The sequence below is a fragment of the Leptolyngbya sp. FACHB-541 genome (assembly GCF_014695875.1).
In the GTDB taxonomy this organism is placed as follows: Bacteria; Cyanobacteriota; Cyanobacteriia; order Elainellales; family Elainellaceae; genus JAAUTN01.
The window spans coordinates 139,621-160,952 of the sequence record NZ_JACJPC010000110.1 but is presented as its reverse complement, the minus strand read 5'-3'; the positions used below and the strand labels follow the sequence as shown (position 1 = coordinate 160,952).

16 protein-coding genes and 1 pseudogene are annotated in these 21,332 nt (G+C 43.3%); 1 reads left to right on the top strand and 16 read right to left on the bottom strand.

Annotation, left to right across the window (positions count from 1 at the left end):
• Window positions 1-93: 93 nt before the first annotated feature.
• The gene (locus tag H6G00_RS23275; protein ID WP_190646200.1) at window positions 94-483 is read right to left on the bottom strand and encodes a hypothetical protein; all 390 of its coding nucleotides are present in this window, start codon (window positions 481-483) and stop codon (window positions 94-96) included.
• Between the two features lie 203 nt (window positions 484-686).
• Between H6G00_RS23275 and queA the strand changes: the two genes are divergently transcribed.
• On the top strand, window positions 687-1,859 hold the full coding sequence (queA, locus tag H6G00_RS23270; protein ID WP_190798574.1) for a tRNA preQ1(34) S-adenosylmethionine ribosyltransferase-isomerase QueA: 1,173 nt from the start codon (window positions 687-689) through the stop codon (window positions 1,857-1,859).
• 15 nt (window positions 1,860-1,874) lie between these two features.
• Here the strand turns inward: queA and H6G00_RS23265 are convergent, their stop codons facing one another.
• From H6G00_RS23265 to H6G00_RS23195, 15 genes and pseudogenes are all read right to left on the bottom strand, one after another.
• Window positions 1,875-3,035: a glycosyltransferase family 1 protein gene (locus H6G00_RS23265; protein ID WP_190798573.1), complete on the bottom strand. Its 1,161-nt coding sequence runs from the start codon at window positions 3,033-3,035 to the stop codon at window positions 1,875-1,877.
• Window positions 3,036-3,214: 179 nt separating this feature from the next.
• The gene (locus H6G00_RS23260) at window positions 3,215-4,180 is read right to left on the bottom strand and encodes a GDP-mannose 4,6-dehydratase (RefSeq protein WP_190798572.1); all 966 of its coding nucleotides are present in this window, start codon (window positions 4,178-4,180) and stop codon (window positions 3,215-3,217) included.
• Between the two features lie 4 nt (window positions 4,181-4,184).
• Window positions 4,185-5,141, bottom strand: coding sequence for a lysylphosphatidylglycerol synthase domain-containing protein (locus H6G00_RS23255; protein ID WP_190798571.1), 957 nt, complete (start codon window positions 5,139-5,141; stop codon window positions 4,185-4,187).
• A complete protein-coding gene (locus H6G00_RS23250; RefSeq protein WP_242042468.1) occupies window positions 5,138-5,902 on the bottom strand; it encodes a class I SAM-dependent methyltransferase in 765 nt (254 codons plus the stop codon). Before H6G00_RS23250 ends, H6G00_RS23255 begins: the two co-directional genes overlap by 4 nt.
• 23 nt (window positions 5,903-5,925) lie before the next feature.
• On the bottom strand, window positions 5,926-8,139 hold the full coding sequence (locus H6G00_RS23245; RefSeq protein ID WP_190798570.1) for a hypothetical protein: 2,214 nt from the start codon (window positions 8,137-8,139) through the stop codon (window positions 5,926-5,928).
• Window positions 8,140-8,237: 98 nt separating this feature from the next.
• On the bottom strand, window positions 8,238-9,002 hold the full coding sequence (locus H6G00_RS23240) for a class I SAM-dependent methyltransferase (RefSeq protein ID WP_190798569.1): 765 nt from the start codon (window positions 9,000-9,002) through the stop codon (window positions 8,238-8,240).
• Window positions 8,999-9,988, bottom strand: coding sequence for a glycosyltransferase family 2 protein (locus tag H6G00_RS23235; protein WP_190646208.1), 990 nt, complete (start codon window positions 9,986-9,988; stop codon window positions 8,999-9,001). Before H6G00_RS23235 ends, H6G00_RS23240 begins: the two co-directional genes overlap by 4 nt.
• Window positions 9,989-10,286: 298 nt before the next feature.
• On the bottom strand, window positions 10,287-11,507 hold the full coding sequence (locus H6G00_RS23230) for a glycosyltransferase family 4 protein (protein WP_190798568.1): 1,221 nt from the start codon (window positions 11,505-11,507) through the stop codon (window positions 10,287-10,289).
• On the bottom strand, window positions 11,507-12,460 hold the full coding sequence (locus H6G00_RS23225) for a methyltransferase domain-containing protein (RefSeq protein WP_190798567.1): 954 nt from the start codon (window positions 12,458-12,460) through the stop codon (window positions 11,507-11,509). Before H6G00_RS23225 ends, H6G00_RS23230 begins: the two co-directional genes overlap by 1 nt.
• Window positions 12,457-14,787, bottom strand: coding sequence for a glycosyltransferase family 4 protein (locus H6G00_RS23220; protein WP_190798566.1), 2,331 nt, complete (start codon window positions 14,785-14,787; stop codon window positions 12,457-12,459). Before H6G00_RS23220 ends, H6G00_RS23225 begins: the two co-directional genes overlap by 4 nt.
• Window positions 14,784-16,169, bottom strand: coding sequence for a class I SAM-dependent methyltransferase (locus H6G00_RS23215; protein ID WP_190798565.1), 1,386 nt, complete (start codon window positions 16,167-16,169; stop codon window positions 14,784-14,786). Before H6G00_RS23215 ends, H6G00_RS23220 begins: the two co-directional genes overlap by 4 nt.
• Window positions 16,170-16,174: 5 nt before the next feature.
• On the bottom strand, window positions 16,175-18,022 hold the full coding sequence (locus H6G00_RS23210; RefSeq protein WP_190798564.1) for a methyltransferase domain-containing protein: 1,848 nt from the start codon (window positions 18,020-18,022) through the stop codon (window positions 16,175-16,177).
• Entirely contained in the window at window positions 18,015-19,310 is a 1,296-nt protein-coding gene (locus tag H6G00_RS23205) for an ABC transporter ATP-binding protein (RefSeq protein WP_199318660.1), read from the bottom strand. The genes H6G00_RS23210 and H6G00_RS23205 overlap by 8 nt, the downstream gene beginning before the upstream one ends.
• Before the next feature lie 21 nt (window positions 19,311-19,331).
• Window positions 19,332-20,177 (bottom strand): ABC transporter permease, encoded by an 846-nt coding sequence (locus H6G00_RS23200; protein WP_190798716.1) that lies wholly within the window; start codon window positions 20,175-20,177, stop codon window positions 19,332-19,334.
• Window positions 20,178-20,428: 251 nt separating this feature from the next.
• Window positions 20,429-21,273 (bottom strand): annotated as a pseudogene (locus tag H6G00_RS23195) (DUF3445 domain-containing protein).
• Between the last annotated feature and the right edge of the window lie 59 nt (window positions 21,274-21,332).

Sequence of the window (21,332 nt, the reverse complement as noted above, 5' to 3'; positions counted from 1 at the left end):
TTTAAAGTAACCTAGAACAGAAATAACCTAAAAAAGGAGCGCAGCAATGCTGCGCTCCTGGTAATTCAGATTAGGCTGTAAGTGGTTGCCAGCTTAAGCCAAAGTTTCTGGACAGTAGCCGAGGCCATGAACGAACTGCTTGCGAAATTCCTCAATTTCGTCGCGGTCAGGATTGCCATGAGAGACAACAGCAACCTGATAGCGATGCATTACGTCAATTGGAGACTGTCCCGTTTCTAGTCCCCAAAGAGCCATTTTCACGCGAATTTCAGGCTCATAGGGGATACCCAGTTCGTTTAGGAAAGCGCGGAAATCTCCGTGCTGCTGTGCATCCAGGTTGTGAGTGAGTTTTACCTTAACTACCCAGCCGTCAATCTGGTGGATCACAGTCATGAAACGGACTGGAAGCCAGGGTGAAGTGTGGAGGTGTTCGACAACTCTCAACGTCAGGCTGGCATTTGCAAGGTAATAGAGATATTCCATAAGGTTTGGATGTCCGGGCAAATGCTACATCTATATTCTGAATGGAATCACGGATAACCAATAGGGGAATAATCCCCGGACTGGAGTAGGGAGGTTCACCCAATCTGACGAAGCGGAAGACTAAAAGCAAACTGAAAACAGGGCAGGCTTTACCGTAGATACTAAATTTCAAGCAGAATTTCAAGCAGAAAATTTCAAGCAGAATGATGAGCAAGACAACGGACGAACAAAACTGGAAGCGATCGCCCTCCATTCCTCTCGATCAATCAGATTGGCTGTTGGCTGCATATGATTACCGGTTACCCGAGCAGCAAATTGCTCAAAATCCTGTCGTTCCTAGAGACAGTGCCCGACTGCTTGTCGTTTCGTCAAGTGTCACGCACCAGCACAGTATCTTTCGAGATTTACCGAATTTGCTCCAACCCGGCGACCTCTTGGTACTCAACAACACCCGCGTAATTCCCGCTCGTCTCTACGGGCGTAAGCCAGGAGGCGCTGAGGTCGAGGTTTTACTGCTAGAAGAACAGCAGCCCAATCGTTGGTTAGCCCTCGTCAAACCTGGTAGACGGCTGAAACCAGGGGCACAAATTCTGTTTGGAGGATGGGAGGAAAGCGCTGTTCAGCCCGGTTTACCAGTTCAGTCCGATCTACCAGTCCAGTCCGGTTTACCATTAGCTGCCGAGATCCTGTCAACTGATGAGCCAACTGGTGGACGAATTATTCAATTTAACCTACCGGAAGGACAGTCTCTTTACGAAGTGCTGGAGCAGTTGGGCCAAGTGCCTTTGCCGCCCTACATTACTGGATCTGAAGCCGCTCCAGAGCAATACCAAACGGTGTATAGCGATCGCCCTGGTGCCGTTGCTGCCCCTACCGCAGGGCTACACTTCACGCCAGAATTGCTCGCTCAACTCAAAGCAAAAGGAATTGACCAGGCATTTATCACCCTGCACGTTGGGGTAGGAACTTTCCGCCCGGTGGAAACAGATAACATCACCACCCATCAGATGCACGGAGAGTGGGTAGAAGTTCCCCCCGAAACGGTGGAAAAAATTCGCCAAACCCAAGCTCAAGGGGGACGTATCTTTGCAGTCGGCACCACCGTTACCCGTGCTCTAGAAGGCGCAGCCCAAACAGGAACGCTTCAGCCCTATCGTGGCAAGGTTGACCTCTTTATTTACCCTGGCTACCAGTGGCGAGTGGTGCAAGGGCTAATCACCAATTTCCATTTGCCTAAGTCCAGCTTACTGATGCTGGTCAGTGCTTTGATTGGGCGCAAGCGACTGCTAGCGCTCTATCAAGAGGCGATCGCCCAAAATTACCGCTTCTACTCATTTGGAGATGCAATGCTGATTCTGCCTGAAGCCTCGATCTAAGGCAACACCAGGGATTTATACCAGAAGCGAACGATAAGCTCTGAGGGTTTCATGAGCAGTTCTCTCCCAGGAATATAGCTTTGCTTGCTCTTTGCCTTTTCGAATCAGTTCTTGACGTAGGGTGCGATCGCCCACGACGCGCAAGATGGCATTAGCTATGTCTGCAACATCGTTTGGATCAACTAAAAGCGCTGCATCTCCTGCAACTTCGGGCAGCGACGACGTATTAGAAGTTATAACGGGAGTTTCTAAGGTCATAGCTTCTAATACTGGTAGACCAAATCCCTCGTAGTGGGATGGGTACACAAAAACATCTGCTTTTGAATAAAACAAGGCAACCAACTCATCAGACAAATAGTTGAGATGATGGATGCAGTGGTTCCAGGGCGATCGCTCAATCTCTGCAAAAATTGGTTTATAATGCCAACCTTTTTGCCCAATTAAAATTAAGTGGTGCTCGATTTTGTGTTTCTGCTTAAGTAGATTGAATGCCCCGATTAAAACATTGATATTCTTTCTAGGTTCAATCGTGCTAACAAAAAGAATATAGGGTTTTGAAAAGTCATAGTTGATAGAATGGCTAAGCTTCTCAACCATTTCTTCTGATAGATAATTTGTGTGATAGCGGCTCGCTAGGGGTGTAACTTGAACCCGGCTAGGGCTAATATTCAAATGCTCAACAATATCCTGCTTAGAACTTTCCGAAATTGTCAAAACTAGGTCAGTCCATCTAAGACATTGCTGAATACGTGAGGCATAGCTTCTGACAATTGCGTTGACATAGTTTGGGTACTTGATAAATGTCAGATCATAAATGCTCATTACCCTCAAACTCTTTTGGCACGGATACACAGCGTAATTAGTGCCATGAACAATATCCGGTAGCTCAAAAGATTGCTCAAAATAAGACAAAAGTGGATTTGGAACGGTTGCTAATAGATTAAGAACTCTAACAGGCAACGGTATCAAATGAAGATTAGGATATTGCTGAATTGAATCAGGGAATCTAAGATTTCCGCGAAACCAATTCTTGAGACTTGGCTGGTAAGCAATTCCTAACTGAAAGTTTTCTTGGTCCTGTAATGCATGAAGTGCCTGAATCAGATTGGCGACATAAAAGCCAACACCACTAGGTTTTGGAAGCAACGGAGTCGCATCAACTACAACTTTTAACATCAAATATATACTTTGAGTACACCGATCACCTTGCTACTAGTACAGGCATAGACAATGATTTAAGTGCTATCTTGCTTATTTACCGCGCACTTCTAGTCTAATTTCTGCTTAGAAATGAAACCCGAAGAACCTATTTCTGAGTTTCATTTCTAAGCAAATCTCCTATTTCTATTTCACAGTTAGCCGTCGCTCAATTGCTTGAGGTCGTAATCAACCATCAATTCGACTAATTGCTCAAAAGAGTGACCAGGCTTCCAACCCAAACTTTTCTGAATCTTATCAGTAGAACCGACTAACTGCACTACTTCATCAGGGCGATAAAAAGCAGGATCAACAGAGACATAATCCTGCCAGTTCAAGCCGACACAATTAAACGCACATTCAACTAGCTCTTTGACAGAACGAGCTTCGCCGCTAGCGATAATGTAATCGTCGGGTTGCTCTTGTTGCAGCATCAACCACATTGCATATACCGCGTCTTTGGCATAACACCAATCTCGACGGGCATCTAGATTTCCTAATTTCAACTCGTTGTCCAGACCCAGCTTAATTCTGGCAGCTCCATTAGTAATCTTGCGAAACACAAATTCTGTTCCCCGTCGGGGGGAATCATGGGTATAAGTGATCCCGCAGCAGGCATAGAGGTTGTACTGTTGACGGTAGTTGATCGTCATCCAGTGGGCATAGGCTTTGGCAACACCATAAGGGTTGCGAGGCCGAAAGGCAGTACGCTCATTTTGAGGAGATTCGTCAGGTTGTCCAAAGACTTCACTACTAGAGGCTTGGTAAAGTCTGGCATCAGGTTTACCGCGACGAATCGCTTCTAAAAGTCGAGAAACCCCGATCGCCGTATACTCGGCTGTGAGGGCGGGTTGTGTCCAAGAAATTGGGACATAGCTCTGGGAAGCAAGATTATAAATCTCATCCGGTTGGGCGCTGGCGATCGCATCCATCAAAGAAAACTGATCTAGAAGGTCACCCGAAACAATTTGAATTCGATCAGAAAGATGACCAATCCGCCCAACATTACCAGAACTGGATCGACGCACCAACCCGTACACCTCATAGCCTTTCTCTAACAAAAGTTCAGCGAGATAAGAACCGTCTTGTCCAGTTAATCCGGTGATTAAGGCTTTCTTTGTCATGGGGTTATCTTAGAGATTTCAAATTTTGAGTTTGACTGAGATAGTAGGCTAGACCAAATGCAACCAGGTCTCCTAAACTCGTTAGCACCCTTAGCATGAGCGACAAACCTAACGCTAATCCTTCTCCCAATACTGGGGAATACAACGTAACCAGGATCGCTTCTCTAACACCTATACCTCCTGGGGCACCCGGAGTCACAAAGCCGGCTACCCAGGCTATCGAAAAACTCCAAACAAATTGATACCAGGATATTCCAGCTTCTACTTGCCAAATTAAGTTTAATAGAAGCCAAACAACACTTCCAAATATAAGAAATATTGAAATGTAGAGAAGCCCTGATACACCAATACGTCCTACGTGAATGTAGGGCAAGCGTTTTTTAATCCAATTTTTGGCAGATGTCCAAACAGGTTTGGAAACAACAAATACAGTGGTAATTGCCAGTCCAATTACTGCCAATACAGCAATGACTAAGGCGATCGGTGCAGCAAGATTTCTTGTGTAAAAGTCTATTTTAATATCTGGGAAAAACTGCTTACTGAATAGCAACCCAGTTGCCGATATGATGAGGCCCATTCCAAAGATCATGACAGTTTCCATGCTGGTGCTGAGAAGAGTCGCTTCAGCAGAAACTCCATATCGGCGACCTAAAGCGACCCGCCCCGCATAGTGCCAAATATTTCCAGGTAAGTATCTGCCAATCTGGGATTGAGCCATAATCACGTAAGCTTGTCTAACCGTCAAATAGACATTACCTCCTCTAATTAAGAGGCTCCAAGCCAAACTTAAAATCGCAACTGTACCAGCACAAAGAAGCGTAGATATAACTAACGCTAGAACGGCTTGGTAAGTAAATTCAAAGCCAGGAATATCTTTCAAGTTAACTACCAGGTTTCTCAGAAGAAAAAACAGTGATAGTCCAACTACTAGATAACCAACCAGGTAAACAGCTTTTTTCACTTAGCTTGAAGCTTATTTCGTACTTCCACCGATTTAAAGATTAAAGTAGTCTGGCCTGGATAAGGTAAAGAGGGCGTTAATCCGCGAGTTTCGATCATAGGATAATTCAGTTGTTCAATAACTCTGCGATAACGCTTTCTACCGCTATTGTCAAATACAATACACCCAGTTTCTTTAAGACGTGGCAAAGCCTGTTCTAGGCATCGCTCCCGACAGCGACCATCAATGATAATCAGGTCAAACAGACCATCTACAGCGTCAAGATGTTTGACATAGTTCCTGAAGCTCATACCCTGCATATCTGAGCGACTTGACGTGAAAGGTTCTGGTGATTTATTTGGAACCGGAACCTCCAAAAAGCCCTTGGCATTTGCTAAACCAGCAGTGTAGCGATCGAGGCTCTTTTTGTACACAGCATCATGTTCAAGAAAATATACCGTACCAGCACGTTGAGCCAACCAGAGCGTGCTTGCTCCAGCCCCGTATTCAAATACGCGTGCTTGCGGCACATTTGCTAGAAAACGTTCAACCAAATCAATGGACGAGAAAGTCCACCAGGGCACACCCAGACGTATCATATCGTCCATATCATAAATGGCAAATAAACTACGAAGCCAGAACAGGGTGCGGTTGTTCTTACGAGCTTCTAATACTCCTAACAAACCTATGCTTTTGGCAAGGCTACGTAATCCTCTAAGGAGCAGGACGTAGCCTTGCTTAACTGCTGTTGCTATTCCTGAGACAAGATTATTAGCTGGCATATCTGACACTAACTCTGAACCTCCTACAAAGGACTGCTGACATTGTCCAAGCGCAGTTCATGTATTCCAAGACCAAGTACACGTCCATCACTAGAAAGACCTAGTTCGGCAGGAGATTTGGCATTAGGAATCTTGAAAACAATCTCTAGGGGATTTTGCTTGGCAACTAGATCCGCTGGAATAACAGCTCTTCGTCCACCACCTGCACTCTCCCCATAAACAAACTCCCATTGGTCAACCTGCTCTCCATTGACAATCACCTCTACATCAAGCTCGGGATGCTCCTCATTAACAAAAGCCTGAGCGATAGCTGAAAGCTCTACCGTATTAGAAGTTGGTGAACCGTCAACTTGCATAACCAACCGGGCATCTTTCCCAAGGGTCCAGGTTCCCCAGTCCTCTGGCTTAGCCCAGCCTAACGAGTAGAAGACCATAGGATGGGCATTTGCAGAAAAACTGATTGTGTCTCCAAGCTTGTAAGGCTCAGCCAGGTAGGGCGGGTTGGCAACATCCGAATCGGGTAGGAAGAAAGTTGCGTATCGCTCATTCTCGCTAATCAAAGGTTCTTGTTGCAGCAGGTTTGATAGCTCTTGAATGACCGTTTCTGCACGATCTTCAAAACCAAGTCTATTAATATAGATTGCTGAAAAACCAAAGTTTTGTAGCCTTTGAACTAGCTCAGTCGGAGAACGCTCTGCCAAATCCATATTCCAGTAATATCCTTGCCGTCCTCTAGCAGAGCCATAGCTCCATCTCAAACTAGACGTATGAAAGTACGCTTTTAGGTGCTCATAATCCGTCATTTTGTTGATGGGTCCGCGTTCTGGGTAGAAGGCGTAAGGCATTTGATAAACAGCAGCATTGTCAGGCAACCGCTCTTCTAGCAAGCCAAAGTATTGTCTGTCGTGCTCATAATTCTCTTGAATCGCATCGTACTTAGGAATTAACTTTGGAGAAGTCTGATCCAGAAGACTAATGAAGAAAACAACGGTCAGAAATATATTGATAAAAAACTTTCTTTTTGGCTTAAAGCTATGTCTGACAGTATCTAGAACTATGCAAAGCGCGAATATGGAGAGGAATGCTATGTAGACCGATATTCGGTTTGTAGCTCGGATTTTAGGCTCTACAAAAAAGGCAAACATTGCGCTAAAGCCAGCAAAAGTTGCATATGAGAAGGCAACTATGTTGAGCGCACTTAGTGAAGCTAAAATTGATGAGGCAGAGATGTTTCGGAAGTACGTGGATTCGAGTTTCTCTACTCTAGAGAAAATAACAAAGAATAGGAGAAACAAAAATCCCATTGCTCCCCAAAGACCAAGATATGAGGTTTTGTTTTCATTAGTGTGCAAAAAGGTATCATCAAACCTATCTTTTACATCAGCAATTTCGTCAACCCTGTGCTTAAAGTGAGGCAAGAGAAGTTGGGATAACCTGACTGAATAGAGCTCTACTTCTGTAATAGAACGTTTGGCAACGCTAGCATTAACGCCATGAACCGCTTGATATTGAAGTCTGGGTATTTGTTCGACTGTAAAGGCACTTGCGATCGAAAACCAAATGAAAAGAGCTATAAGGATTGCTCGGAAATTCTTGGTTTTCAAGAATCCAGACAAACCAGCAGCAGGTGTAAGGACAGCCATAAAGAAGCCGTTATATGGCATTTGAAGCGAAGTAAGAAATGATATCAGAAATGCAGCTAGAAGATATTTCTTAGAAATCTTGCCATCCTTAAAAAATAAACCTAAAGCTGTCCAAAGCAAAACCATTACGGACAGCGGTATCATGTAATAGGCTGCATTTGAAAAATGTGGTATTCCTCGATAAAAGGGGTAGGGAAGAAATGCAAAGAGAATTGAGCCGTAGAAAGCAATAAAGTTAGATAATTTAAAGTGCTTCATGACAAATAAAGCACTTAAGGCGCAGAGTATAAATGATAGTAAATAATATAAATTGAGAACTGTAGCGTAGTCTTTGGTGAAGATCAAAAAGACCTTCATGATTAAGTAATTGAGAGAATCAAATCTTGGAAAATCGAGCCTGTTGTAGCTAAAGGGAGCACCAAGAGATGGATTATGAAAAAGCCATCCCGTGTCTATCATGGTTCTTACTTCATTGCCTTTATATAGAGCGTCACCAGCATAGTTAAATGGGACTGATAGTGTTGAATTGCCCAAATCTAGAAAAATGAATAATAAGACACAAGAGGAAACCAAAGTGGCTAGATATATTGCCACCTCGGTGCGAGAGTTGAAGAAGTACTGAGATATCTTAACTCTATCAAGCTTTATTCTCATAACCGTAGAGCCTAAACCATTAAAGGTATTTTGAACTGCTAATTACTAACTTTCTGGGCTAAACAAAATACTGATAAGCCAAACGGAAATATCGGCTTTCCCTCTATTATTTTGGTTTCAACCAATAGGAAATTCCCAAAAGCTGAGTCAACCCAACCTGGAACAGTAGAGCTTTCTTTCTTAAGCTCAGTGAATCCTTTTCTAGATGGAAGGATGCTTTTGGTCAGTCGTTTGACGAGACGAATTGCTGCAGCAAGCAGAAACAACACGCTGTTGAAATAACCGCTTTTAAGAACAGTCAGTTCGGCAGGAAGAATGCGATTAAAGGTTCTTTGTGTATAGCGCCTGTAATGTCCTAGAGCAATATCGTGGTCTGAAAATAGCCACTGATAGGCGGGTACTGTTGTAATTAGGTAACCACCTGGTTTCAGGCGATCGACGAGCCATTTAACAGCAGTTTTATCGTCTTCAATGTGTTCTACAACATCCAAAGCACAAATGATGTCGTAGCTTTTGTTTAAGTTAAAGGGAATAGGGGTGCTATAAATTCGATTGATATTGGGAATGTCTTTTAATGCAGCAAGACCAATATCACTAACCTCAACGACCTCTACCTGACCAAATTCTTGTAAGGTTGGTATGTTTTGACCTACCCCTGCCCCCACTTCCAAAATATCGAGGGGTTTTGTAATTCCAGTGGTTCCGCCCGCTTCTTCAAGCAAAGTGCGGAGCAGGCTGCGACGACCACGCTTTAACCAATTTTCACTCTCTGCTTGATACTGCTTGAAAACGTCCGGTTTCATAAATAGCTCTTCTCCTTATTGTAAGCAGTGGAAATGTCACTGCTATCGGCTATGAGCAGATGCGTTGGTTGCGATGGACTACAGTTTAAAACTAGCTCTGCCAACATTCCCAGAGAGAGCAATTGTGCCGACAGAATCTCTAACATAATTCCAAGTAGAAGCAGTGGTCGTCCTCCAATCGCCTCACTGGTAAAGACCCATACTCCTGTGAGATAGCTTAAGATTAGGAAACCAGCCATACCGCTAATTAGTCCTACTCCCCCAAACAGATGTCCTGGACGACGACCGTATCGCGTAATGGTTAGCACTGTTAGCAGGTCAAGGAAGCCACGTGCATACCTTTCTAACCCGTATTTAGACTTTCCTGCGGCTCGGGGGTGATGAAGAACAGGAATCTCACCTACTCTGTAACCTAGGTTGTGAGCTAGCAAAGGAATGTAGCGGTGCAGCTCGCCGTACAGGGAAATGTTTTGGTAGACTTCTTTTCGTGCTGCCTTGAAACCACAGTTAAAATCCCGCAGTTTTACATCACTGACTAAACAAATAGCTGTATTGAAAATTTTTGAAGGGAGCGTTTTGGATAAAGGGTCTTTGCGATTTCTTTTCCAACCAGAAACTAGATCATATCCCTCTTTCAGCTTCTCTAAGAATCGCGGTATCTCTTTAGGGTCATCCTGTAAGTCTGCATCCATTGTGATCAGGATGTCACCCCTTGCCATGCTAGCTCCTATTGATAGGGCAGCAGCTTTACCAAAGTTACGACGCAGTCGAAAGCAGCGTACCCATGACTCCTTGGCAGCAAGACTCTGAAGGATAGCCCACGAACGATCAGTACTACCGTCATCAATAAAGATCACTTCAAATTTTTGGTCAGGAATTTGCTCTGTGACATTTACGATGCGATCGAGCAAAGCTTCTAATGTTTGCTCTTCGTTAAAAGCGGGAACAACAATGCTAATATCAGGGATTTGCGTAAGTATAGTCACTGGGTTTACGTGCTATTTGTTACAAAATAAAACAGCCTGAACGACTTGGTGACGGTTGCTGAATTTATTCAACTTTAGATTGTGTCATGTTCTTTGAGCTTAATCTCAAGATGCTACCTTAAAGTTTTACTATTCGCGCCATTCCTCTGCTTCTACCAAGGCTTCAACTGATATGTGAGCTATGTTTGATGGTCTACTTGATGAACCAGAGACTTACAAAAATTGACAAAACAACAATACAGCACAACTTGGTGAATCTCAAGTTTGAATTAGAGAATTATGGAGATCATACTAAAGTTTAAATTGTTAGATTTTCTGCATTCTCAGACGTAGAAAGCTGATTGGTAGTACTTGTATTGTCAGAAAACAGACTTAGATATAGTCTCTGAATCTCAGACCAAACATAGTTAGCTTCTACAAAGGATTTCCCCTGTGCTCCTAGTAGTCTTCTAACTCGATGGTTCATCGTTTCTACCGCTACTTGAAATTCGTTGATATTGTTGTACCAGAGACCGCCCTGAGACCTTTGACATTGACCCAGCAACACATCACATTTGCCATTTACCAAAACGGGCTTTCCTACTGCCCAAGCTTCTAGTAACACGATAGAAAGACTTTCATAGGGTGAAGGCATCACTAATATGTCGCAAGCTGCTAGAGCATCCCATTTTGTCTGTTCATCTACGAAACCAAGCGCTACGATATCTGGATGTTTGGGGATTGGCATGGTTGGTTTGCCTAACAGAACCAGTTTTCTTGACCCAGGTTCTTGTTTACGTAACGAGATGAAATAGTTAAACAGTTCTTCGCAGCCTTTGGAAGGATCAATCCTACCCATATACAGCAGAAAGGGTTCATCAATTTTGTATTGCTGTCTGAACTGGGTTGCGCTAAAAGTTTCTGGGGGTTCTACAGCTATTCCGGCGATCGCCCCCTCTAGATCGACATCTGGAAAACGAGTTTTAAGAAAGCGTTGTTCCTCCACCGTATTGAAAATAAAACCACGCGGCTTTTGAAAGAAGCTGTTCCACATACTCATGTAAATCGTCCATTCATCATGAGCTAATGGTTCAAGGTAAGCTTTCTCAGCAACTAGCGGCAGAACGAAATAAGTTGTTGCATACAGATAGGTAAAAAATATGAACACGTCATACTCATGTTGATGTTGTTCGACATAAGCAGTCAGATCCGGTGCCCACGGACCCTGAGAACACATCCAGTCCTCCTGCTCCTCAATCGAAGCCGTCTCAAGGCGAGGGTAGATTTTTTTAGATAAATGATTAAACTCGTCAATATCTCGCTGTTTTTCTACCCAAAAGCGACGTATTTTAACTCCTGAAACTTCTTCTATTCCTGGTGGGTAATAATTTTCCCAAGTGACATAATCTAATGCACAGGTTGTCAATATCTCCAAATCCCAATGCTCGGACATATACTGTGCAATTTTGAGGCAAAGGACTTCTGCGCCACCATTTACCTCCAAACCGCAACGTTGAACTACAAAAGCAACTCTAGGCATCACTCTAGCTCATCAGCAGGATAACTTCTATATAGAAAAGCAGGCTTCTTATGACCTGCCTCTCTAACATTTAAGGCTCTGACAAAGATATACTGTCCTAAATCTTGTTCTCGCTTTTTAAGCAGTGCTGAAAAGTCAGCGATCGGTGCATAACCGTTAGCGTTGTTTAAATGTACGTCAGCCGTAAACATTGCATCAATGTCAAACCCCAAGTAGGTTAGCAAAAGATAAAGTTCGTGTTTGTTGTATTCACGATTGTGTCTGCCATAGGGTCCATAACCGGAGTAGGGATCATAGATATTTCCTCCGGCAATCATTTTGGCGACATTTTCTAATCTACTCACATTCGGCGTGGTTAGAATTAATGCTCCGCCTAGCTTCAAAATTCTCTTAATTTCTTTAAGAGCAGCAATCGGGTTAATAAGTAGGTGCTCTATAATTTCACAGAAAAAAACTACGTCGAACTCCTCATCTTCAAAAGGAAATTCCTCCTCCTCAATGTTAAATTGGCTTGATTTAAGTTTGATTGACGAATTCTCCTTTGAGCCAGGTTTTTGATACGACACTCCCTGCTCAACAGTGCTGCCTAATTCAGAGTTGAAATAATTAGCTAAAGATAAATCTATTTGCGTAAATTCCTTTAGCAGCATTGTCGTGAAATAAGGATTTGAACCTAGCTCAAGCCCTTTCCCAGTCAAATCTCTTGCTAGTCCATAGGTATAGACAAATCTGCGAAAATCATACTGGCAATAATCTGCCATTTCCTGCGGAGGTGCGTCCTCAACTAAAACAGATTTAAGAAAATCAAATAGTTCGCTTTCAGAGATACCTGTTGGCAGAGGCAATTCTGGATTAAGTGGAAAAAGTTCGTGAGGCTTAATATCTAAAGATTTTTGGGCCTTTCTACTAAACCTATCGAATAGCTTAGAGAAAGCATTGCTATAGCGAGTCATACAGATACATTTTCCATCTTTAAAATCAAATTATCTAACTTACCGTGCCCTAACTCTGTTAGAAAATCATTTCGTCGTTGGCGCTGTGCTTTGATTACGTTAGACTTTAATTCTTTATCTTTTACCAGTAGTTTTGCTAGGGCGGCTACTTGAACTAAATCATTTTTACTGTTGAAAATTAATCCTGCTGAACCCAATGTTTCAGGAACAGCACTGCTTTTGTAGGCAAGAATTGGAGTATCAAACCACATCGCTTCAACAAGTGGCACACAAAATCCTTCATGCTCACTCATCGACCAAAACACGTGAGCCGTTCGGTAATAAGCTAATAGCTGCGCTTCTGTAACTAGCCCTGGGAGTAAAACATGATTCGCTAGATTTAGTTTGTCGATTAGATTGATCAGATGAAAATAGTATGGGTCAGTCAAGCCGTATCCACCCAACAGAATTAAACGGGCTTCTTGATCAAACGTTAAGTAATGGGCAAACGCTTCAATCAAATCATTTTGTCGTTTATTAGGGGCAATACGACCTACAAAAAGTAAATTGGTTTTGCCATCTTGCAGCTGTCGCATTAAAGCAGCATCTGGCGGCGTATCCCATTTTTTAGGATTGACAATGATTGGTAAAACTTCTGATTCAGCAAACCCAACTTCTAGCAGTTCTTCTACGTTAAATGTAGAATCTCCAACTGATACTGGAAAATGCTGAGCTAGTTGCCTCAATTCGGTTCTACCATCCTCCAAGAGTTTAGCGACATCAGGACGATAGGGTAAGAAAAACTCTGCGGGGGTGATGTTGTGATAAACCAAACATTTAGGTCCAGAATGGGCGATCGCATACTCCGTCAGTTCTGAGCCAATCGAGTGGTGATAGATTAGCCCCGCTTGATTGTCGAGATATTTTGGGCTGAATACAGTTGCTTCATGGGCAACCTTTTGGTCAAGATAGCGAACAAAAATTTCTGAGCGGTATCCGCACTGACGGAGATAGTTGCGAATCTCGATTGCGTGATTTGAAATCGCATCCCCGTAGGCAAGATTAGGTAGTAACTGATGAATTTCCTTCAGCTTTTTAGGCTTTAGTTGAAGGGGTGAAGTAACAGCGCGCTCAGTCAAATTTAGAGCAATTTCGTAACGCTGAATAATTTTGTCCCAAGCTGCATTTTCCTCGGCGTAAGCCTGTCCCTTGATCCCGTATTTCGTAAGCTGTTCTTCGCCAATCTGATCAACTTTGTCAAATAGTTCTGACCACTCTAGCTCAGTTTCTGCTAGCCAACCGCCTTGAGCTTTTTCAACGGCGATCGCCGTTGCCAAACAATTCCTATGAGCTGCTACGGGTCGTTTATAAAACCAAGCCTCCATGATCACACGAGAGTAGCTTTCATTCTGGCTAGGCTGAAATAAAGCCAGACAGTTTGCTAATAGCAACTCCTTTTCTTTTTCCTCTACTAAACCTAAGTCAATTAGATCTAGCGCTAACCCGCTGTAAGACCGATTGCCTGGACCCGCGAGGACTAACTTCAAATCAGAAGCAGGATTCTCTTGTTTGAAATGTGCAAAAGCTTTGACTAATAAATCAGTATTTTTTCCTGAATCACGGCGCCCCAGACACAGCACAAACCGCTCCTGCTTAACTGAAAAACCACCCACATGGGTAAGACTTTCATCAAAGCTGGAACCTGCTTCTATTCCTGCACCTGCAACAGAACTTTTGTGAGTAATGCCTGGACCATAAAGCTGTGTCGCTAGCTGAGCTTCTCCTTCGCTAATAAACAGCAGCCCACGTGCTAGATGAAAGATATTAGTAACTTCAGGTAAATATGCATAGACTTCATCATGGAGACAAGGCTGTAAAAAAGCCCGATCTGCTACGATGGGCAACCCGTTTAAAACAGGTCCATAAAGATAGGGAAGAAACAGAAAAGCATGGTACTGGTCTTTATTCCGTTTCAAAAAATTTAGTAATTTAGCTGAATTTATATTCTCAGAAGCAAAGATCAGTGAATCTTCTGGATTGACCGGATTAACTTGGGGTTTTAAGACTGAAGACGGCAGATTTAACATTAAGCTGTTTACTCGAGCAAAAGCCTCTTCATTGCGGCGGTTGACTCGAAAACGCCGAACCTTTACGCCTTGCTCTTGCCTCACTCCGGGTCTGTAGTAGTTGGATGTCCAATTGTCTAAGAATGAGCGACAGCAGGTTGTTAGCACTTCGACCGCATGGCCCTGTGCTGCCAATCGTGTTGCTACCTGCCAGGCTTGCTGCTCGGCTCCTCCTTTTAAGTCTTTACCAAACCAGGGAGTTACAATGCACAGAGGCTTCATGGCTTATAACCAATGACTGCGTAATCTTGAGGACCATAGAAATAATCATTGAACCGATCCGCAATCTCTGAACCGCTAACTTTGAACGAATCAGCATAAGCATTCAAGTTCATAATTTTAACGGCTTGATATCCAGCATTCTCAAGCATAAATTTAGTTAGCGGTCCAGGTAAAGGATTGAGATGAGTAGGGTCCATATAAAAGTTGTTGCTTCCTACTAGGACATTCTGGGGATTGGGAGTTTCCATGATAATTAACCCGCCCGATTTCAAAACCCTAAGTATCTCTTGAAATAAGGTGAGTAATTCTATGACTGGTAAATGTTCAATGATATGGAAACCTGTTATGGCTGACAAGCTTTGTGAAGGCAGAGACTTTAAGTAAGCTATTACATCTGCTTCAACTACCTCTAGTCCTCGTGAGCGGCATCGATCTAACATTACTCTGTTAATGTCTAGCCCTGTTGCCGTGTAGCCAGATTGCTGCAACAATTCCAACCACTCTCCTCGTCCACAGCCGATGTCTAAAATGGGAAAGTTTGCTGTATCTAACTTTGCTTGTTCTAGAAGCGGCAAATAAACTTTTAGGCGATCAGAAATGTCTTGATAGCTGCCTCGAAAATGATCTTCAAAAGCAACATAGAATGCATCCAGCAGATGCTTCCCTTCATTCTCAAAAGTCTGCAATTGCTCCTGCTCAAAGGGCTCTGGCAAACGTTTTCTTGCCTCTTCTAAAAACAGGGTGATCAGGCGCTTCTGCTGCGTTAAATCGTCCTTGATGTAGCTTTCATTTCTCACATAATATTCATTGGTGGAAGAAAGCTTTTGATCCATAGCTGTGAGACGACCATCTACTGTAGAAAAGCGCCCGTCCACAGCAGAGAAGCGTTCATCTGTAGCTGCGAGATGATTATCTACTGTTGAGAACCGCTCATCCATACTGATGCTAGTATCTGCGGTTTGCCTATCTATAGAATCTACTTGGTCTGCTAGCTTGTGCAACTGAGCTTGGAGAGTTATAACCTGTTGGCTTAATCTCTGATTAAGGTCAAGAGAAACTTTGAGAGCTTGCGCTAAAGAGGAATTAACTACTCGTTGCTTTTTAAATAGAAAACCATAAACCTTAAGAGCAAATTTTTGTAGAGGTTTGAGGATTGTAAATGGAAAACGATTAAATTTATCTGGAAACTTTGTGGGGACTTCAGAAAAAGTTTCAGCAACGCTTAATTGAGCCTCTGCGTGGCTGATACTAGCAGTGTTAATAGTGCTCAAGCTGCTAACTGCTGCCTCTATAGGATTAAAATCACGGCGTTTAGCGACTTCTTCCTGTACCTTTTGCATTAAAACATTTACGTCAATTTTAGAATTATTAGCTTCAATCATACTGACTAGTTGTTATGAATTGAGATGGAAATATCTTCTGCCAATCCGATAGGTTCCTGGTCAAACCAACGAACACCCTCTTGTACTAACGTAATTCTAAGTACATAGTTGCCTGCTTCTGATGGTGCGCTAACTTTCAAGTCATACACCTGCTTATTTGTTGGGGCGGAAAGAAGATCAAAAACTTTCTGAGATTCTTTATTGTTTAGAGGTGGAATTAGCTTGGTCCGCTCGCCTTCAAAGATTACGTTTTTGGTCGCTTTACTGTCTAACCAGTGATAGGAGAGGTGAACTGGGTTAGGAGCACAGCTATTTAAAACAGAACGACTCTTGTTTGTAATTTCTACAGTCGCGATGAACTTACTTTTGACTAGGGCATTTTTAGGAAAATCCTTAACCGCTATTTTGATTTCATAAGGTTGAATAACTGGCAAAGGAGCCATTTGCAATCGAGACTTTAGCTGATCTAAATCAATAGGTTGATGGGATGCGATCGCAAACAAACTATGAGCAGCACGCATTTCTCTTATAGAAAACTTCTTAAGCAAACTTCCACCAGGGTTGCTGACATCTCCAAACCAAAGCAACACGTGTTTGAAATGTTTTGACAATTGTTGTCTAAGTATTCTTGGAGATTGCTCATTAATGTGCATCCGAAGCTCATAATCTGTGCGAGGTTGTGGTGGCAGATAGGCTCCCACAGAAGCAGCTATCTTTCTTCTTCTTGGATATTCATAGTTGTAGTACCAGAGGTTAGGAAAAGTGTGCAGTACAAACAAACCGTCTGGCTTTAGATGCTTTGCTACTCTTCGGTAAAGCGTGTTTACCTCATCGGAGGACAAATGCTCAATCACATCAGAGGCAACTGCTAAATCGTACTGAGCCTGTAGAGGAGCGGTGCAAGCATCGTTGCAGAGAAATTGAACGTTGGCTAGTAAATGCTCAGATTCATCAAAGCACTTTACTGCTAACTGAATCGCATCGGCTGAGTAGTCAATTGCAGTAACCTTAAATCCTTGACGAGCAAAACAGTAAGTTAATTCACCCCGTCCGCAGCCAATATCTAATGCATATCCTTTGGTTTTTAAGCTAGAAATTGTTGCGATCGCTTGTAATCTTGGGTCTTCTAATCTTTTGCCTTTATTTCTTCTATAGGTATCAAATCCGCCGCAATCTTTAGTGTAATAATCAGCAGTATAAGCCTGACGGATAGCGAGGCTGGAATCAGTCTTATAACTTTTCTCTTTACTAGCCTGCTTTAAATAAGTAGGAGAAACTTTAATCAATAATTCTCCTGCATAACCAGGAATTACACCGTAAAAATCTATTAGGTTAGCGTACCGGAACAGAAAATCGCTGATCGCTACATAGTTTTGTCTTGTCCAAAAATATCCGTCTACCAGTACGTATCGTCCTTGTTTAAGAGCGAGTTCTAGATCATGAAAGGAACCGTCTCCATCTTGTTGCCCATCAACATGAATCAGGTCGTAAACGGTGCCAGGTAAATGATCTAGGGCTTGTGTATCAGCAATAATAAAGTCAGTAGCAAAGCTTTGGGTTGCTTCTTTCGCCCAGTTAATTGCTCCTTTTACGCCTCCATAGGAGTCTGAGTCTAGATCAATGCCGATATATTTAGCGCTGGGGTTTCCATATAGAAATGCTTGCGCTGAGTAACCGAATCGAACGCCTATTTCTAAGATAGAGTTGGGCTTTAATACGTCTGCGATCGCCCATTTCAGCTTGTAATAATCAACCCACTCATCAAAAAGATGTGCTAGCGGATCAGATGGATTAGCACCTGCTCTGAAGTCATAATCTGACTGTTGCGCTTTTTGAATGATTAACTCAAACATAAACGGAGCTATTAATCGAAATAGAAGGATTGAGATTTACAATACCCGACCAATGAATAGACTCATTGTTTCTTAAAACGTTGAAAGCGGCAGAGTTATGAGCATACACTAGCGATCGCTTAAATAAACCCTCTCCAAATCCACCATCAGCGACACCCAATGAGATTGTGTATTCACCCTCCCTCAACGGAACGTGAAATCTAAAAATTACCTCCAAGAAGGTTCCGTTGTATACTTTGCCAATCTTTTCCCTCATCGCGAAGGTATTGGTTTCGAAAATAACTTCTCCAGTTCTATCTCGAACTTTAAAGCCGATATGTAGATCATCAAAACCCTGCAAAAATAATAATCCAATTGATAACTGCAAAGCTTCTTCACTAATTACTGAATCAACAACTTGACCGTTTTCATCTAAAAGTTGTACAAACTTAACGGAAACTTCTGAAGATTGAATAATAACTTCTTCTAAAACCTGATCAGAAGAAGATGTTTCCTGATCAGGTGAGTCAGGCTTTGCTACTATCTGAATTTCAACGGATTCAGAGTGCGTATCCCTCTTTTTAAGCAGTTTGGCCTCATACAAATCGATAACTTGTTTTGGACTTCCATCCAGCAAAGCTTTTCCTGACTCTATTAATATGGCTCTATCACACAGCTTGTATACTGCGGTAGAGTCGTGAGAAACGAATAAAAGAGTTGTCCCTAATTTTTTGAGTTCTTGAATCCTTTCAAAACATTTCTGCTGAAAATAAATATCGCCAACTGCTAATGCCTCGTCAACGATTAAAATATCAGGGTTCACACTGACTGCAACGGCAAAGGCCAACCTGACGAACATTCCACTAGAGTACGTTTTTACAGGTTGTTCTATAAAATCTCCAATCTCGGCGAATTTGATTATTTCATCAAGCTTGGTTGTAATTTCTTGTTGACTAAGTCCTAAGATTTGCCCATTAAAAAATACATTCTGCCTGCCTGTAAACTCGGGGTTAAAACCACTACCCAGTTCTAGTAGAGCAGAAACCCGTCCGTTGACAACTACTTCTCCTGTGGTTGGGGTTAGTGTTTTAGCAATGATTTGAAGTAACGTACTTTTGCCGGAGCCATTTTGACCGATGATTCCAAGGGCTTCGCCTCTTGTCACGTTCAAGTTGATATCCCGCAGTGCCCAAAATATTTGGGCATGATTCTTTTGCGGCAGCAAAATTTCTTTTAGCCGATCTACTGGCTTTGCGTAGCGCTTGAAGCACTTCGAGATGTTCTCTAACGAAATCGCGATCTCATTCATCACACCATTATTGAGCAATTCTTAAAGGACATCAGCAAATGCTGGACGCAAGCGCTTATAAACCCACAAGCCGCCAGTAAACGCTATTAAAGATGCTCCCGTAGCAACTCCCCATTCTCCCCAGTGAGCAACTTTGCCAACTAGAACAAGATCCCGGTAGGTTTCAGCGATCGCCGCCATCGGATTGAGCCAGAACACCAAGCTTCTAAACCGTTCGGGAATGATTTCTGCGGGGTAAACGATTGGGGTAACGTAAAACCACAGGTTTAAAACAATTCCTAGCGTCTGGGGAATGTCCCGGAGAAATACGGTGAGTCCTGCAGTCAGGTAGGCTAGCCCTGCAGTTAGCAACAATTGAGGCATCCAGACTAAGGGCAACAGCCACAGAGTAGCGTGTACCGTTTGGGTGATTGCCGCCACAAATATAATCAGCGCCATCAACCCGAATGTACTTTCGATGAATGCTGAAAGAACTGGAACTAAAGGCAGCAGAACCAGCGGAAATACTACTTTTTTAACTAAATTTGTTTGGGCTACGACTGAACCTGCTGCCGGAACCAAACCGCTCGTAAAAGCGATCCAGGGCAACAGTCCAGCAAACAGCCACAGTCCAAAAGTAAGGTTATTTTCTGGTAAGCCGTTGAGGGTTAGCTTGACCCGTAAAACAATCGAAAAAACGTAAGTGTAGATGAGTAGCTGGGAGAGTTGGTTTAACAGCGGCCAAACATTTCCCAGAACCGATCCTTTATATCGAGCTTCTAGATCTCGCTGTACCAATGCCTTGAGCAAGCTTAATTGAGACCACCCCTGCTCACGTATTGGCAAGCAATGTTTTATCTTGCTGGCCTGATGAACTAGCCCTCTGATCAATCCCAACAACGCCCGTTCCTCCACTCACCACGTATCGCAAATTGGAGCTTTTCCAATTCTCAGCTTGAAAAGTTGGTGAGCGTTACACTTCCAGAATATACGCTCACTCCTCACCCACCTACGGATCATTCTAAGACTGCTATGTCTAATGCTCACTCTCTAGACAAACAGTGTTCTTTAAGATTCTATGGCGTTTTGTCAAAACGCAAGCAAAAATTTGTTACTTCAAAGATCAGTAACCCATGCTTCTAATCAAGATTCTGTATAGTATCCGCCAAATAATTTAGCAGCACTTCTCGAATGGGCAACAGCGTTTTGTATTGCTGCATTTCAGGAGAAATCTGTTGAATTGCAGCTGCTAAACCTCTTGCTGCGGTCGGCTCAGTCTCAAGCACCCTTAAGGAATAGACATAGGTGCGGATTGTAAACAGGATATTCCTGCTTTGAGGCAACCGTCGTAGGGTTTGTCGCTCTACCCGAATCCAGAGCTTTTCTCCTGCATTGGCAGCATTCAAGCTAGGTGCAGCATCCCGGCTCTGTAAAAGAAATAGGTCGGGCGAGTCTACGATGCTCCAGTTCAAACGCCAGACGGGGCGATCGCTCCTGATCTGCTCAAAGAATCGATTGACGGGCGATCGCAGCTTCTCTGCATAGCCAGGTACTGGCGCATGGATTTGTCCCATCGGTCGCCCTATCTTTTCGGCTAACAGCCAGCGAGATGGGAAACAAACGGAAGCTGCAGATAGCACATAGCCTTCAGGGGCAGAGTGCATCAGACAAAAATCTTCCTGAACCAACCGCCCCGCAAGGTCAAGCGGGGCGGCTTTGAAGTCTGAGAGATGCCAGGTTTGTCCGGTTGCTAAGTTGTGGAGGCGATCGCCCTCCTGCTGATAGTGCTGGGAAAATGCTCTAACAGGTGTGCCACCAGCAAATCCAGTGCTTCCTGCTCTCCGGGTTCACTTCCCGGCAAACTGGCGAACACATCGGAGTAGTGCTGGCGCAGCAGTGTTTCTTTCAACGCCAACTCATGCTCGAAATGCTCGTCAATCTCAATCCAGGTTTGTAAGTCGAGCGATCTCAACCCCGGCAGCATACGCCACTGCCCATCAGCAAACGGAAGATAAGGTGGACTGCTCGCTCCGGAACTCATAC